Source organism: Acinetobacter sp. AG3, from assembly GCF_022343575.1.
Taxonomy (GTDB): domain Bacteria; phylum Pseudomonadota; class Gammaproteobacteria; order Pseudomonadales; family Moraxellaceae; genus Acinetobacter; species Acinetobacter guillouiae.
This window is the reverse complement of record NZ_JAKQZD010000001.1, coordinates 3850954-3866096: the sequence shown is the minus strand read 5'-3', so window position 1 is coordinate 3866096 and position 15143 is coordinate 3850954. Positions and strand designations below refer to the sequence as shown.

The 15143-nt window shown below is 36.5% G+C and carries 17 protein-coding genes and 1 pseudogene; 11 read left to right on the top strand and 7 right to left on the bottom strand.

Annotation, left to right across the window (positions count from 1 at the left end; all coding sequences use genetic code 11):
• Position 1 precedes the first annotated feature (1 nt).
• The 9 genes from acnD to L3V46_RS17995 all read left to right on the top strand — a co-directional run bounded on the left by acnD (position 2) and on the right by L3V46_RS17995 (position 8144).
• A complete protein-coding gene (gene acnD / locus L3V46_RS18035; protein ID WP_239046414.1) occupies positions 2–2608 on the top strand; it encodes a Fe/S-dependent 2-methylisocitrate dehydratase AcnD in 2607 nt (868 codons plus the stop codon).
• 152 nt (positions 2609–2760) lie between these two features.
• The gene (locus L3V46_RS18030) at positions 2761–2913 is read left to right on the top strand and encodes a hypothetical protein (protein WP_239046413.1); all 153 of its coding nucleotides are present in this window, start codon (positions 2761–2763) and stop codon (positions 2911–2913) included.
• Positions 2914–3082: 169 nt separating this feature from the next.
• Positions 3083–3217 (top strand): hypothetical protein, encoded by a 135-nt coding sequence (locus L3V46_RS18025; RefSeq protein ID WP_004722968.1) that lies wholly within the window; start codon positions 3083–3085, stop codon positions 3215–3217.
• 126 nt (positions 3218–3343) lie between these two features.
• Entirely contained in the window at positions 3344–3919 is a 576-nt protein-coding gene (locus L3V46_RS18020) for a DUF4126 domain-containing protein (protein ID WP_056514777.1), read from the top strand.
• A 292-nt stretch (positions 3920–4211) separates the two neighbouring features.
• On the top strand, positions 4212–4415 hold the full coding sequence (locus L3V46_RS18015; RefSeq protein ID WP_081407350.1) for a hypothetical protein: 204 nt from the start codon (positions 4212–4214) through the stop codon (positions 4413–4415).
• Between the two features lie 388 nt (positions 4416–4803).
• Positions 4804–5253, top strand: a complete 450-nt coding sequence (locus L3V46_RS18010) for a hypothetical protein (RefSeq protein WP_239046412.1) — start codon at positions 4804–4806, stop codon at positions 5251–5253.
• Positions 5254–5501: 248 nt separating this feature from the next.
• Positions 5502–5966, top strand: coding sequence for a hypothetical protein (locus tag L3V46_RS18005; protein ID WP_239046411.1), 465 nt, complete (start codon positions 5502–5504; stop codon positions 5964–5966).
• Positions 5967–6558: 592 nt separating this feature from the next.
• Positions 6559–7275, top strand: a complete 717-nt coding sequence (locus tag L3V46_RS18000) for a DUF1003 domain-containing protein (protein WP_004819201.1) — start codon at positions 6559–6561, stop codon at positions 7273–7275.
• 647 nt (positions 7276–7922) lie between these two features.
• A complete protein-coding gene (locus tag L3V46_RS17995; protein ID WP_239046410.1) occupies positions 7923–8144 on the top strand; it encodes a hypothetical protein in 222 nt (73 codons plus the stop codon).
• Between the two features lie 551 nt (positions 8145–8695).
• Here L3V46_RS17995 and L3V46_RS17990 read toward each other — a convergent pair.
• The 5 genes from L3V46_RS17990 to L3V46_RS17970 all read right to left on the bottom strand — a co-directional run bounded on the left by L3V46_RS17990 (position 8696) and on the right by L3V46_RS17970 (position 12468).
• Positions 8696–9229 (bottom strand): GTP-binding protein, encoded by a 534-nt coding sequence (locus L3V46_RS17990; protein ID WP_239046409.1) that lies wholly within the window; start codon positions 9227–9229, stop codon positions 8696–8698.
• Positions 9230–9243: 14 nt separating this feature from the next.
• Complete coding sequence (locus tag L3V46_RS17985) at positions 9244–10215, bottom strand: hypothetical protein (protein WP_239046408.1); 972 nt, start codon at positions 10213–10215, stop codon at positions 9244–9246.
• Between the two features lie 457 nt (positions 10216–10672).
• The gene (locus L3V46_RS17980) at positions 10673–11332 is read right to left on the bottom strand and encodes a hypothetical protein (RefSeq protein ID WP_004819206.1); all 660 of its coding nucleotides are present in this window, start codon (positions 11330–11332) and stop codon (positions 10673–10675) included.
• A gap of 15 nt (positions 11333–11347) precedes the next feature.
• The gene (locus L3V46_RS17975; protein WP_239046407.1) at positions 11348–11788 is read right to left on the bottom strand and encodes a ClpXP protease specificity-enhancing factor; all 441 of its coding nucleotides are present in this window, start codon (positions 11786–11788) and stop codon (positions 11348–11350) included.
• A gap of 26 nt (positions 11789–11814) precedes the next feature.
• Positions 11815–12468 carry a glutathione S-transferase N-terminal domain-containing protein gene (locus tag L3V46_RS17970; RefSeq protein WP_004722947.1) on the bottom strand — a complete coding sequence of 218 codons (654 nt, stop codon included), beginning with the start codon at positions 12466–12468 and terminating at the stop codon, positions 11815–11817.
• Positions 12469–12638: 170 nt separating this feature from the next.
• Between L3V46_RS17970 and L3V46_RS17965 the strand changes: the two are divergent.
• Positions 12639–12947 (top strand): annotated as a pseudogene (locus L3V46_RS17965) (hypothetical protein); the annotation flags it as partial.
• Positions 12948–13124: 177 nt separating this feature from the next.
• On the opposite strand, the gene rpsI reads toward L3V46_RS17965, so the two are convergent.
• Positions 13125–13511: a 30S ribosomal protein S9 gene (rpsI, locus tag L3V46_RS17960; RefSeq protein ID WP_004647927.1), complete on the bottom strand. Its 387-nt coding sequence runs from the start codon at positions 13509–13511 to the stop codon at positions 13125–13127.
• Between the two features lie 12 nt (positions 13512–13523).
• Complete coding sequence (rplM, locus tag L3V46_RS17955) at positions 13524–13952, bottom strand: 50S ribosomal protein L13 (RefSeq protein WP_004722943.1); 429 nt, start codon at positions 13950–13952, stop codon at positions 13524–13526.
• 251 nt (positions 13953–14203) lie between these two features.
• Here rplM and L3V46_RS17950 point away from each other — a divergent pair, with 251 nt between their 5' ends.
• On the top strand, positions 14204–14773 hold the full coding sequence (locus L3V46_RS17950) for a hypothetical protein (protein WP_239046406.1): 570 nt from the start codon (positions 14204–14206) through the stop codon (positions 14771–14773).
• Positions 14774–15143: the final 370 nt, after the last annotated feature.

The window sequence follows — 15143 nt, the reverse complement described above, 5'->3', positions numbered from 1 at the left end:
AATGAATAACAACTATCGTAAACCACTGCAAGGTACCCAGCTCGAATACTTCGATGTGCGTCAAGCCGTAGAAGATATCCAGCAAGGCGCATATGCAAAACTTCCATACACTTCAAAAGTGTTGGCTGAACAGCTGGTACGTCGTTGTGATCCAGATATTCTCGAACAGTCTTTAAAAGAACTGATTAACCGTAAACAAGACCATGATTTCCCTTGGTATCCAGCACGTGTGGTATGTCACGATATCCTTGGACAGACGGCATTAGTCGACCTTGCAGGTTTGCGTGATGCGATTGCAGACCAAGGCGGTGACCCTGCTAAAGTTAATCCTGTTGTACCAACACAGTTGATCGTTGACCACTCTCTAGCAGTGGAATACGGTGGCTTTGACCCAGATGCATTTGAAAAAAACCGTGCTGTAGAAGACCGTCGTAATGAAGATCGTTTTCACTTTATTGAATGGACCAAAACAGCATTTGAAAATGTCGATGTGATCCCAGCTGGTAACGGCATCATGCACCAAATCAACTTGGAGAAAATGTCTCCAGTGATTCAAAACCGCGAAGGTATCGCATTTCCAGATACTTGCGTTGGTACGGATTCACATACGCCACATACAGATGCACTGGGTGTAATTTCTATCGGTGTTGGTGGTTTGGAAGCTGAAAATGTCATGCTTGGTCGTGCATCTTGGATGCGTCTTCCAGACATAATCGGTGTGGAATTGGTGGGACAGCGTAAAGCTGGTATCACGGCAACAGATATCGTTTTAGCACTTACAGAATTCTTGCGTAAAGAACGTGTAGTGGGTGCATATTTAGAATTCTTTGGTGAAGGTGCGGACAGTATGTCTGTAGGAGATCGTGCAACGATTTCCAATATGACTCCAGAATATGGCGCAACTGCGGCAATGTTCTATATCGACCAGAACACCATTGATTATTTAACCTTGACTGGTCGTGAATCAGACCAAATCAAATTGGTGGAAAGTTATGCCAAAGAAATTGGTCTTTGGGCATCGGATATGCAACAAGCAGAATATCCTCGCGTACTTCGTTTCGATCTTTCAACGGTAACACGTAATATTGCAGGTCCATCAAACCCACATGCACGTGTATCAACAGCAGATTTAAAAGAGAAAGGCATTGCAGGCGTAGTTGAAAACCGTACTGATGGTTTAATGCCTGATGGTGCAATCATTATTGCCGCGATTACCTCTTGTACCAATACATCAAATCCTCGTAATACCGTTGCCGCGGGTTTATTGGCACGTAAAGCAAATGAATTGGGCTTAGTACGTAAACCTTGGGTGAAATCATCATTTGCACCAGGTTCTAAAGCTGCTGCACTTTACCTTGAAGAAGCTGGTGTACTGGAAGATTTAGAAAAGCTTGGTTTTGGTATCGTGGCCTATGCATGCACGACGTGTAACGGTATGTCTGGTGCTTTAGATCCAAAGATTCAGCAAGAAATTATTGACCGTGATTTATATGCCACTGCGGTACTTTCAGGTAACCGTAACTTTGATGGTCGTATCCATCCTTATGCAAAACAAGCATTCTTGGCTTCACCGCCTTTGGTGGTGGCTTATGCAATTGCGGGCACAATTCGTTTTGATATTGAAACGGATTCATTGGGCAATGACAAAGACGGTAATCCAATTTACCTAAAAGATGTTTGGCCATCGGATGCTGAAATTGATGCGTTGGTTAAACAATCTGTAAAACCTGAACAGTTCCGTAAAGTGTATATCCCGATGTTTGATTTGGGGGTGACAGAAAAATCAGAAAGCCCGTTATACGATTGGCGTCCGCAAAGTACTTATATCCGTCGTCCGCCGTATTGGGAAGGGGCTTTGGCTGCACCACGTACATTGTCAAATATGCGTCCGCTTGCGATCTTACCTGACAACATTACCACGGATCATTTATCACCATCGAATGCAATTATGATGGATTCGGCAGCAGGCGAATATCTGCATAAAATGGGTGTTCCTGAAGAAGACTTTAACTCGTATGCAACGCATCGTGGTGACCATTTGACCGCGCAACGTGCAACTTTTGCCAACCCAAAACTGTTTAATGAAATGGTGGTTCGTTCTGACGGTACCATCAAACAAGGTTCTAAAGCGCGTGTTGAGCCAGAAGGCGAAGTGATGCGTATGTGGGAAGCGATTGAGATTTATATGAATCGTAAGCAACCACTAATCATCATTGCTGGTAAGGACTATGGTCAAGGCTCTAGCCGTGACTGGGCTGCAAAAGGTGTTCGTCTTGCTGGGGTTGAAGCGATTGTGGCTGAAGGCTTTGAACGTATCCACCGTACTAACCTTGTTGGTATGGGCGTGTTACCACTTGAGTTTAAAGCGGGCACCGACCGTAAAACCTTAAAGCTTGATGGTACTGAGCTGTATAGCGTGATTGGTAATATTGCACCACGTACAGACTTAACCTTGGTGATTGAACGTGCCACGGTTGATGGTAAAAATGAAGTGATTGAAGTTCCTGTAACTTGTCGTTTGGATACTGAAGAAGAAGTGCATGTGTATGAAGCGGGTGGGGTATTACAACGCTTTGCACAGGATTTCTTGGAAGTGCAAGTGGCTTGATTGAGTTCTATTCTTTAAATCCTCCCCAACCCTCCTTTGAAAAAGGAGGGAGTTCTTCTCTTTTAAAAAGAAGATTAATTGAGGATTAAAAGTAATTGATAGTGTTGTAAAAAAGCCCTACTGTTAAGTGGGGTTTTTATTTGGGGAATAAAATGTCTTTATTACGAAAAACTCAAAGTGATACAGTAAATTCTGATGAATCAATCACAGCTGAGCGCCTTTTAAATGCATTGTCACAGATGCCTGATGATTTTTATGAGGAAGAAAGAACAGATGAGCCACCTCAAGAAAGAGAAGAGCTTTAAATGGTTTGCGCTATTTAATGATTAAGCAGTAGCTCTCAAAACGATAAATTTCTCTTTTGAAATCATTTCTTGCAAAAATGACACCATCATTTTTAGAAATAGACAGTAGACATACATCAAAATATGGCTATACTTTATTCACCATTTCTAAAACCTATGGAGAACAAAAATGGTTACTGCTGGCGAAAAACCCGGAACAGGCTTCTATTTTTGTGTCCAATGCGGACATCGCACTTACTTAGAAATTGGTACAGATCGTTTACCCCAGTGTACCAAATGCCTTGGCAATCAATTTAAAAAATAAGATTGCTAAGCCGCACAGATAAAACAGATACTCCCTGTTTTAAGCAAAAGCCCTATCCAGTGATAGGGCTTTTTGTTAATTTAATAATAGTTCAAAAGATAACGAGAAAAAGGCAGATAAATCATTATGGAAACAATCCTGAGTTTATGTATTGGCATTGGTTTAAGTGCCGCCTGCGGTTTTCGTGTATTTGTACCGTTATTGGTGATGAGTGTTGCATCACTGATGGGTTGGTTTGAGCCAATGAAAGGTTTTGAGTGGTTAGCGATACCATCGGTATGTATTGGTTTAGCTGTCGCAACCATTTGTGAAATTGGCGCGTACTATATTCCTTGGGTCGACAATGCTTTAGATACTATTGCCACGCCAGCAGCGATGGTGGCTGGAACATTGACCACCATGGCAGTCAGTACAGGTGAAATGTCACAGTTTGCTAGTTGGGCGGCTGCGATTATCGTTGGTGGTGGTACAGCAACAGCTGTACAAATGGGCACGGTTGCGGTTCGTGGTGTATCTACTGCAACGACAGGCGGAATAGCCAATCCTTTGGTGTCTACAGGTGAGTGGATTGGGGCAATCGTGGTATCGGTATTATCGCTTATCGTTCCTGTATTAGTGGTGGTGGTTGGTATTATCTTGATGGTGGTAGCGGTTCGCTGGTTAAGAAAGAAAAAGCAAGAAAGCGTTGTTCATCCATTGTAGTTAGTGTGTTAAAGCACTTTTGAAGCAATTGTTTATCAAGATCTAAAGAGGATGATGACTCAATTCAATTGGGTTGAGTCATTAAATTGGATTAAGTGTTTTCTGTTTTTTGACATAGAAAGTTGATTCACTCTAAATTGAATACAAAGACAAATTTCCCCCAACAATAAATCAATTAAAGAGAGATTGATTTTTGCATCATAAAGGCATACTTTTATTATGGGATTTATAAAAACATTATCTTTATGGATTTAATCTCAAAGTCTTTTTAAGAGTATTGGGGGAAACTTTTATGATGGACAAATTTATTATCAATGTAAATGCGCAAGCCAATGGTGTATATGAAGTACATAATGCAAGCAAAGCTTGTGAGCATTTACCTAAGGCGGAAAATCAAAATCTACTGGGTTTTTTTGCGACAAGTGAGTTGGCAATTAAGCGAGCAAAGATGAATTGGCCTCGTGAAAAAATTAAGGGATGTGTTTGCTGTTGTTAAGCAGCTGATAGCCTTTAACCATCACCAATTTTACCTGCTGTTCCATCTTTATGTGGTGAAACAACATAATATTAAAAATGATAGAACGTATATCTATTCAATTGAAATGTATATTTTAAACGTCAATCGTTTGAAGTCACGACGAAAGCTTATACTGACTCATTTTTTAAATAACTTGAGAATTGAAAGATGCTGATACTTTTTACTGGTTGATATAAAAATAGAAAAATTAATAAAAACTTCATCAATAAATAATCTGATTTTTGTGATGAGTGTTTGATAAAAAGTAATAAATTTTAATGATTTAACATAAATATTTGTTTTAAAACAAAGATATAAATGCTATTAATAGCTCATAATATAAACATCACATGGATAGGTGAGAACAATGAGAAAGTTCGAGGTCGAGATCAATTTGCCTGCGCAAGATATCGTGTCATTTGAGGCAGAGGACATTGAGCAAATTCGTGCAAAATTTTATGCGATTAATTGGCGCCGTTTATTTCTGACACAGGGACAAGTTGAAAATTCTGATATTTCCTTTGCTGTACAGGACACGGAGACAGAACTTTATTTACATATCCAGTTAAATACACACTCGAGTAAAGCAGACCCTGTTTTTCAGATCGATAGCAATATCCAAGTGATTGTTGAAAGTAAGGAATTTTTGGGATTTTTAACGCGCAAAAAGAAATATGATGTGGTGTATAAAAACTTAAACCAAGCGCAAGTTTCAGAACAGCTCAGCTTATTCCTAAATGGTCAAATCGAAGAGATGACAGAACAATATCGACAATTGATGCATAAAAAAATGCTGCAAGAGCATCGTTTGGCATAATGACTAGAGATCGACATCTTTTATAAAAAGTAAGGAAGCTTGAGCTTCCTTATTGATCTGTAAAAAAAGAATAAACGGGCTTGATTGTTTGACCAAGAGATAAAATAAACTTAGTGCATATAAAAATTAAATATAGTGATAAATTTTACAATTTGTAATTTAAAATCAATGATTAATTTATAATTTTTTGATTGGAGTCGCTATTAATTTTAAAGAGTGTTGTTACACTACAAATAGATTTTAAGGGTATGCGTTATAAAATAATGAACAAGTTTGAAATTCAAATTCAGTATCCTAATCACACCGATGAGCGTGAGATGGAGCAAGAGAGCTTAGACATTGCTGAGATATTGGCGAAGTTTGAAAGTATCAGTTGGCGCCGTCAACGCGTTTTGCAATTACAATTGGATGGTCGAAACACTATTTTTACAGTGTTGAACTCAGTGTCAGAAGCATTTTTAAAAATTACATTAAATGCTTATGCAAAAAGTGAGGATTTTGAATTTAAGATAGAAAGTAATATCAAATTGATTTTTCAACAACGTGAATTATTTGGCTTGATGACACGGAAAAATAAAGAAGTATTTGCAATCAAACACAGTACGCTTGAACAGGTAAAAGCGAGTTTAACCGCATTTTTAAATCAGGATACCCAAGGCTTGGAAGATATTTTGCGTGATAGTAAAACAACCTCGCTAAAAGATGCGTCTTAAGTTAGTAGATTAAAGCGTGTGATCATTTAAATAGAATAACTAAAATGCAAATTTATAAATTAAATTTGCATTTTTTTTAGAATTTATGCAATAAAAAATCATTAAATAAGCTTTATTGAAAATTTTTCTTTATTAAGTAACTTTTAAAGGAAAATTTTCCTAAAAAATAAAAAAATTAATCTATCTTAGGAAAATAATCCCGAGTCGATTTGGCTAATATTTATCTCAAGGATGTAAGGGATCGAAAAGAGTAGATTGCTGCCAGTTGCGTACAACGTGAGTGCAGTACTTACCCACAAGGTCTCGATTCGGCTTAGGACGCTATAAACCATAAGTTTATAGGCAATAGGATTAAAACTTACCAAGTTTTAATAGTTGAAGTAAACCAGAGTTGTTTTCCCACTCATCCTGAAAAATTCGATAAAAATAATGTGAAAATCTCAAATAAAACTCATCAATTAAGCCTATTCAAAACATCAGAAAAATAGATCAAAGCAAAATGATTTCATCACAGCATCACATTAAAATAAGTTCTATACTTTATTCAAATAATGACAGATATTGAAACCAAACAATGATAAAGAGTAGTGCAATGAATGATAAAAATGAAAATCATATTTGCTTAATATGTAATCAAACTTTTTCACATGCGAATGTTGTTCCGCTCGGGGCTATACGTAAGGTTATTACTGAAGAAATTGCACGAGATTTTCCCAATTGGTCTGCGCAGGATTATATTTGTAAAGCAGATTTAACCAAATATCGTATGCAGTATGTGCAATCTTTGCTTCAATCGGAGCAGGGGGAGGTGTCAAACCTAGAGTATGAAGTGCTTAATAGTATGCAACAGCATGAATTAATAACAAAAAATACTGAAACACAACTCGAAAAAAAATGGACCATTGGGGAAAGGCTCGCAGATAAAATTGCGACTTTTGGCGGAAGTTGGACGTTTTTAATTTGTTTTATGCTTTTTTTAGTTGTTTGGATTTTATTAAACACAGTTGTGATCGTAAAACAACCTGCTGATCCTTATCCTTTTATTCTATTAAATCTTATTTTATCTTGTCTTGCTGCAGTACAAGCACCAATTATTATGATGAGCCAAAACCGTCAAGAAGCCAAAGATCGCTTACGCTCCCAAAATGATTATCAAGTCAATTTGAAAGCTGAATTAGAAATCCGTCATTTGCATGAAAAAATAGATCATTTACTCATTCATCAGTGGGATAAACTGGCAAAAATTCAGGAAATTCAATTGGATTTATTATCGGAAATGAATAAAAGAGAAATAAAAAAAGACGAGTGAAAGATTAAAAATACAGAAAAAGCTTTTGAGCGTTACGGCTCTTTGGGGTTTGCATCTTTGTTGATAAGAACAGAAATATATTCTCGATTTTTTAAATTAGTTTGCAATAAAAAATCATTTTGGAAATATAAAAGATAAAAAATCCTGAGATTGTGTTTGATTGCGGGAAATAATTCTAAATTTCACGAGAAAATCTTAATCTTAGGGAAATAATCCCGAGCCGATTTCGTTAATATTTATCTCAAGGATGTAAGGGATCGAAAAGAGTAGATTGCTACCAGTTACGTACAACGTGAGTGTAGTACTTACCCACAAGGTCTCGATTCGGCTTAGGACGCTATAAATCAAAAGTTTATAGGCAATAGGATTAAAACTTACAAAGTTTTAATAGTTGAAGTAAACCAGAGTTGTTTTCCCGCTCATCCTGAAAAATTCGATAAAAACTATATTTTACAATTCCATTTATTTGATCTGATTAACTTACCGACAAAGCAATTAAGAAATTACCTATAAGAAGCTAAAAATCATCATATTCAAAACTTTACTTTATTGCATATTTTAACTATAAGTGACTCATTGACGTCTAAATTCGATTATTAAAATTAATTAAAACATCGATTTAATTGGATTTTTGAAGTGTTGTTGTTTTGGGTTCTGCAATTCAAGCTGAGGACTACGCAAAACGACTTAGAAATAGTTTCTTATTTAGTGGCTTGAAGCAAAAATTCGGTATCAATTTTAGTATGGGAATCCGTATTTACAATGAATTACCTGACAATGTCGATGATGCAACACATCAGGCAGGTTTATTGATGTATCAGTCTAAAGCACAAAGTAAGTCACAAACAACAATTCATGCAATCTTATAGACAGTAGCCTTACAAACAGTAATAAGGCTAAAGATTTTATTCCTTTATGCTATCAAGTGGATTCGGTTTATTTCCCCATTGCTTAAATAGCGGCTTTAAATATAGTTAACCTCTCAAAAAACGCATACACAAGAATATAATTTTAATTAATTAATGTTTTTAATTAATTAAATAAATTATATGAAAAAAATCAATTGCTTAATTATAAAAAAGCTTGCAATGCCACACCTTAAATTCAACGTTTAAATCCCTTTGCGTAGGCGATGCCTCACTTTTCAGAGATGAAAAGTGACAAAAATCTTTTGTTTGGCGAGGGGTACGTCCTGTACCCCCGCCCAACGGCGACATCCATGTCGCCCCGCAGTAGGATAACTATCTAGGATTCAAAAGTACAAAAAATCAATTGATAACCAAAATTTCATATAAAACATAAGCTTGATTTCTGATCAATGACTTGATAGATATCACTTATATGAATAATTAACTGGTTTAAATATAGTGACTTTTGAGTATCCGAATACACTTCCAGTAAGCGGATACATATCAATAGTCTATAAATATTTTACTTCTAATGTGGTGATTAAGGTCTCTAAGAGCAATAACACATCAGTTTTCTTGCGTGCATCAATAAAAAACACAGGTAAATTTAAATTACGTTCCATCAACCATTGACGGTATTGGTGCGTTGGCTTATTCATATCATCATCGATATGGGTGACTCCAATCACAATGTTTTCACCATATTGTTTAAAAATATTGAGGTAATATTCCAGTTCATCTAAGGGGGTTGCTAAGCTATGATCAATCAACAGAATCGTACCAATCGCGCCTTTGCATATCACGCCCCACATAAAGTCAAAGCGACCTTGTCCTGGTGTGCCATACAGCCCAACTTTACTGCCATCATCTAGCGTTACTTCGCCATAATCGATTCCCACGGTTGTGTTTAGTTTTTTATGGCTACGATCATCGGTGTTAAATGCTTCTGTTGCTAATACAGGTACTTCTGATAATGATTTAATTGCTTCAGTTTTACCTGCCCCCATTGAACCTGCAAAAACAATTTTATATTTCTGAATAATCATCGTGTATTTATCCCTTAAAATTTAAATCGACTTTTTAATTTGTTAAAAAAGCTTTTTAAAATCCCTTTTTCTTCCGTTTGCTCAGTATTACTTGGTGTTTTATCAAATAGACTTTCTTTTGCTGAAATCAGTTCAGCGTTATGGATGGCTAGATTCGCAGCAACAAAGTGCTGCACGGTTGCGACTGGAAGGTTGAGTTTGTCTGAGACATGTTGGATCTCAGCCCCAGAAATAAAGCATGCACTTAGTTGTAACAGTAATTTCTTATCCAACTCATTGGGCTGAATCCAGAATTTGAGACGATAATATTTATCAGCCGCAGGTACGGTGATTAAATTGGGATTTTTCCAAATTAGGTTAAATAACCAATTTTCTAAGTTGAATTGTCGTTTACGAGAAACTTTTATAAAGTCCGCAGTGACTGCCGCAGTGTAGTGTATCGAGCGATCTGTTTGGTATTCTTCACGGGTGGCTTCTAGCCATGCCAAATGCGCATGATGGTCGATAATCGCAATCGTGCCGAGATGATCATTTAAAATGACTTTGCGACTGTCGTGATAGAAAAGCGCTGCAAAAAAATCAATTTCTTTGATTTCAAGCTGATCCTCAGCTTCATCATCGGGAACTTGGCTAAGTTCCAACTGTTCTGTTTCGGTCTTATGCAGTAATTTGATATTGACCCAGTTTTTCAATGTGAATTCGTCATAAATCGGGATGCAGAGTAAATTGTCTTCTGCACTTTCTTTATGCTCACTATGTTTTGAAATTTTTAAATAAGGAATATTTTTATTTTGGATAATATTCTGGATATTATTATTTTCAAAAAACTGCTCATTGATCAAAATACAATTTATATTTTGATCTGAAACACTTGTCCAATTTATACCAATATTGGTTGGTAAAATTTTTCTAAGTCTTATTTTAAGATCGTCAGAGGTGGTTAAACCTAAGCCTGAAATTGCGATATTGATACATTGATTGTTCATAATATCACTTATCTAATATTAAAAAATTAAAGTGTAAACTGTTTTTTAACGGTCGTAGTTAGTTTAAGTTAACGCTAGATTTGTTCTTTTTCCAGTAAAATCATTTTTTTAATGTTTAATTGCTTGGCATTTAATCAGTATATTTCTTACATTATTATCCTCCTGTGTAAACTGTTAATTTTTCTTAAAGTTTAGAGAGTTTCATAGCTTTAAATTAACATTAGTTATTATAAAAAATCTATCTCAAAGTTAAATAAATTGCTTAGTTATTTTTATCAATAAAAGCTTAACTTAATAGTGATTTGAATATTTATTATGATTGTGCATATTTTATCATTTATAATATTATTACTGTGATTTTAATCACGTGAAATGATTAAAATTACTTAAGTATTTTTTACATGAAAAAAAGCGATCATTTTGATCGCTTTTTATAAATTTTAATTATCAAACTAAATTAAGCAAAAAGCTTCGTTGCTGCTTCAAAAAGAATATACAAAACCACAAGTGCCACCACAGGTTCTGCAATTTTAGCCCAAGTTGGGTTTGCCGTTTCGGTTACTACGACGTCTTGATGATCTGTATGAAGATCTGCTTTTTGAACATTGACCATTTGATTAAACTCCTTCATCGTTTCATCTAATGATATCTCTTCTTCGGGTACAGGTTGAGAGCCAATCAGTTCAGTTAGTTCGTTTGTTGACCAAACCCAATCTTTCGCCTGACCTGATAGGTGCTCAATTTGCCCAATCACCAATTCTCGAAGACCTCGCTTACCTAAACTTCCCGCTGTTTCAAGTTGCTTTAATTCAGCAAGCTGTAGTTCAAGAATTTCCGTTGTTGCTGGTTCAAGTATAGATTTATCTAAACTGGATTTATTCTGAGTAGAGGTGGTGAGATGTCGAGAAATTTCTTGGCTGTATAACTGATCTTGCGAAAGAATTTCTTGATACAACGCATCATCATCTTTACGCCATAGCGTAATGAGTTTACCCAACGTTAAAGCATTGAGTTCTTCAATATGTGCTATACGTTGAGCAGGCTCTAATTGAGATAATAGCTGAGGCTTTTGAATCTTTATCTGCTCAGCAAAGTATTGTACGAGATCAAAAGCCATTCAGTTCTCCTTGTTCTATTCTAAAATTCTTAAACTTGGTTTTTTCTTTGGTGTCTCAGTTTTAGTTTCTACTTCTTCACTAGTATTTGATTCTAAAACATCTTCATCTATTTGCACATTGGCATATTCATCTGGATCAAAGAATAATCCTTGTCCATTTTCGCGTGCATACAAGCCTAATACCGCATTTATAGGTACATAGATATCTTTAGATGCACCACTAAAACGAGCAGAGAAGGTAATTGCCTCATTGGTCATATTTAACATATGCACAGAATGTGGTGCGATGTTCAATACAATTTGCCCATCTTGTACAAATTGTTGTGGTACATCGGTATAGGGTTTGGTTGCGTCAACAAGTAAGTATGGCGTTAAATTGTTGTCGCAAATCCATTCATATATTGCGCGTGCAAGGTATGGTCGAGTTGGGGTTAAGTTCAATTCTTGTTCAGACATTAAAAAGTACTCTATTGATTTGCGATCTAGAATTTTGCCAGAAATTCACTATATCTGTTTTTCTCTTTAAAAGTCATCGACTTTAAAAAAGCTGGGCGGCTAAAAATCCGTTGGCAATATAATAAAATTGGACGAGATTGCTGTTTCGGTAATTCAATTCCCATATGTTTTAACCGTATGAAAATTGGCGCTAACATGCAATCTAAAATTGTAAAGTTTTCAGACATAAAATAAGGATAATGTTGAAAAAGTGGGGTAAGGGATACCAAAGTATCTTTTAATTGTTTTTGTGCATTCTTTTTTGCAGCTTCATTAAGTGTATCTGGGTGGCGTAGCATAATATCTGCAAGTTTCAGCCAATCTTGTTCAAAGCGCCAAATATACTGTCTTTGTTCTGCGCGTGGTGCTGGGGCATCCGCATAGAGTTTGTTTTGTCGATAACGGTCATCTAAGTATTCAGAAATAATACTGGTATTAAACAGCTTTAAATCATTTTCAATCAGCATAGGCAGTTGATTATATGGATTTAAACTGGCTAAATCTTCGTCATCTTCTTCGACAATGATTAAGGTGTGTTTAATTTGTTTTTCTGCAAGAAGAAATCTAATCCAATGTGAACGAAAGTCATCCTCGTGGCTATACAACGTAATCCCTTGTTGAGGTGCATTTTCGACAGGCATATTCCAAAAACTAAGTGAAGTGAATAGAGTAGAATACTAAAAATAGACAATAAAATCATCTTAACTTTAATAAGCTTATGGTGGGTATTGCTATCAAATAGATAGAAAACAAGGATAAACCTATGAATTTAATAAATAAGCACAGTAAATTGGCGTTGGCATTGCTATTGATGATGGGCATTTCAAATACATATGCAAAGAAGCAATCTGTAGATGCGCAAGTACAAGAGGCTGCCGCTGAAGCAATCGAAGCTGCTGGTGCGGAAGTGGCTGGAGCAGGGGCCTTATGTCGCGCAGATGAGGCTTGTGATGTTGCATCTGACGCTTCTGAAGATGAAATGTATGGAGGGATCGAGCAAGAATACGTTGTAAAGGGTTGTAAGGTGACGATCTATAACGATGGACCCGTGAAAATGGTCAATGTAAAGACCAATAAGCCGTGTAATGCACCGATTCCGAAAGATCATAAGTTTTCTAAGGAAACTCGAACTTATCAGGAAAATGGCTGTACGATTACAGAATCAAAAGCTGCCGATGGGATTTCTGACGCTGTCATGGACTGTTCTAAACGAGATAAAACAAAATAACTTCGAATAGTTACCCCATAAAAAAACCTCGGCAAATGCCGAGGTTTTTTGTCCGATTCGGTAAACGAATTAACGTTTAGAGAATTGAGGACGTTTACGAGCTTTACGTAAACCAAGTTTCTTACGTTCAACTTCACGAGCATCACGAGTAACGAAACCAGCTTGACGAAGAGCAGGTTTTAAAGTCTCGTCAGAAGCGATCAATGCACGAGTAATACCGTGACGGATAGCGCCTGCTTGACCACCAATACCACCACCAGCAACAGTGATGTAAAGGTCAAATTTTTCAGTAACTTCTAAAAGCTCAAGTGGTTGACGAACAACCATACGAGCAGTTTCACGACCGAAATACTGTTCAAGAGTGCGGTTGTTGATTACGAGTTTACCAGTACCAGCTGATAGGAAAACACGTGCAGTTGCGGTCTTACGGCGACCTGTACCATAGTTAGTAGCCATGTGCTGTATCCCTTAGATGTCCAAAACTTGTGGCTGTTGAGCAGTATGAGGATGCTCAGTACCAGCGTACACTTTCATTTTCTTGATCATCGCGTAACCAAGAGGACCTTTTGGCAACATGCCTTTTACAGCACGTTCGAAGATTTCTTCTGGTTTGTGAGCAACTAATTTTTCGAAATTAGTTTCACGAATACCACCAGGGAAACCAGTGTGGCGATAGTATTTCTTATCAAGTGATTTTTTACCAGTCACTTGTACTTGTTCAGCATTGATCACAACGATGTAGTCACCAGTGTCAACGTGAGGCGTATAAGAAGTTTTGTGTTTACCGCGTAAACGACGAGCGATTTCAGTCGCAAGGCGACCTAAAGTTTTGCCAGAAGCATCAACAACATACCAGTCGTGTTGAACTTCAGCTGGCTTAGCGCTGAGAGTTTTCATTAAACCACTACCTATTATAGTTGGTTTGGACTATGGAATCTGTCCAAACAAAAAGGAGTGCGAATTCTATCTGAAAAGAGTTAGAGTCGCAATTGAAATATTGAATTTCAAGCGCATCATTATATGGATAAACGGACCCAAAAGCAAAGCTTAGTTTGGATAAAATGTTGTAAGGTTTTCTGATTTATATTGGAATTGTGACGGGATTCATGAATAATTAAAGTGATATAAAGAAAATAAGTCAGGCAAAAATGAAAATAATAAATTCAATAAAATTCGTTCTACTGCTATTCGGCGTAGGCAACTTAAACCTCTGTTTTGCTCAAGCGGATTTGCTGGATCAGCAAGTCCAGTTCAATCAAATGAATCCAAAGAACATACTAGAAAATGAAAAAGCATGGGAAAATGAAAAAATAAAACAAGCAGGAAAAACCAAGGAAGAAAAAGCAGCAAGAAAACAACAGCGAGAAGAACTGGAGACGATCCTGGATGCCAAATGGATGACGGTCGATTTTAGTGAGGAAATTCAATCCGCATATCCTTGCCAAGCGGTTGGACTGCTTATTCAAACGCAACACATCCCGATTGGTGAAGAAGTCGATGCGGTTGTGCAATGGAAGGATGATGACGATAAAAGCCGAAGTGGCGAATATACAGTCTATGGAAAAGTTGAACCTGACCATCGAGTCAGAATAATCTTTGATCAACATATTGACCCAGCCAAGTGTGGGAAAGAGGTTGAATCGATGTTTGATTTCTCTGAGATTGATCAAGAGCAAGCTCAACCAGAAACTCGTCCAGCGACTAAAAGTCAGCTTTAAGCATTCTATTTAAGATGTGATATTCAATCCGTTAATTTTTATAGAATGAATTGCTAAAAGAATCGTCATCGAATAGATAACTTTTGACTTAGATGAGAATGATGAAAATATGTAGGGCGGTATAGTCTTGGAAAGGATATTTCTTTTAGACTTTAAGCTTAAGTTGTAATCGTGCTAATTTTATTGCTGATTTACAGCATAAGTAATGTATTTTTATATATATTTTTCATTATAAATTTCAGCTTTCTAAAACTGAAATACAAAAAATGTTTATAATTGAGTCGCATAGTTTTCTTGAGAAATTGTTTTTGGTTTATTTTTTACATGTTTCCGTTATATTCGATATAAAAATGAACTTGAATTGGAAATG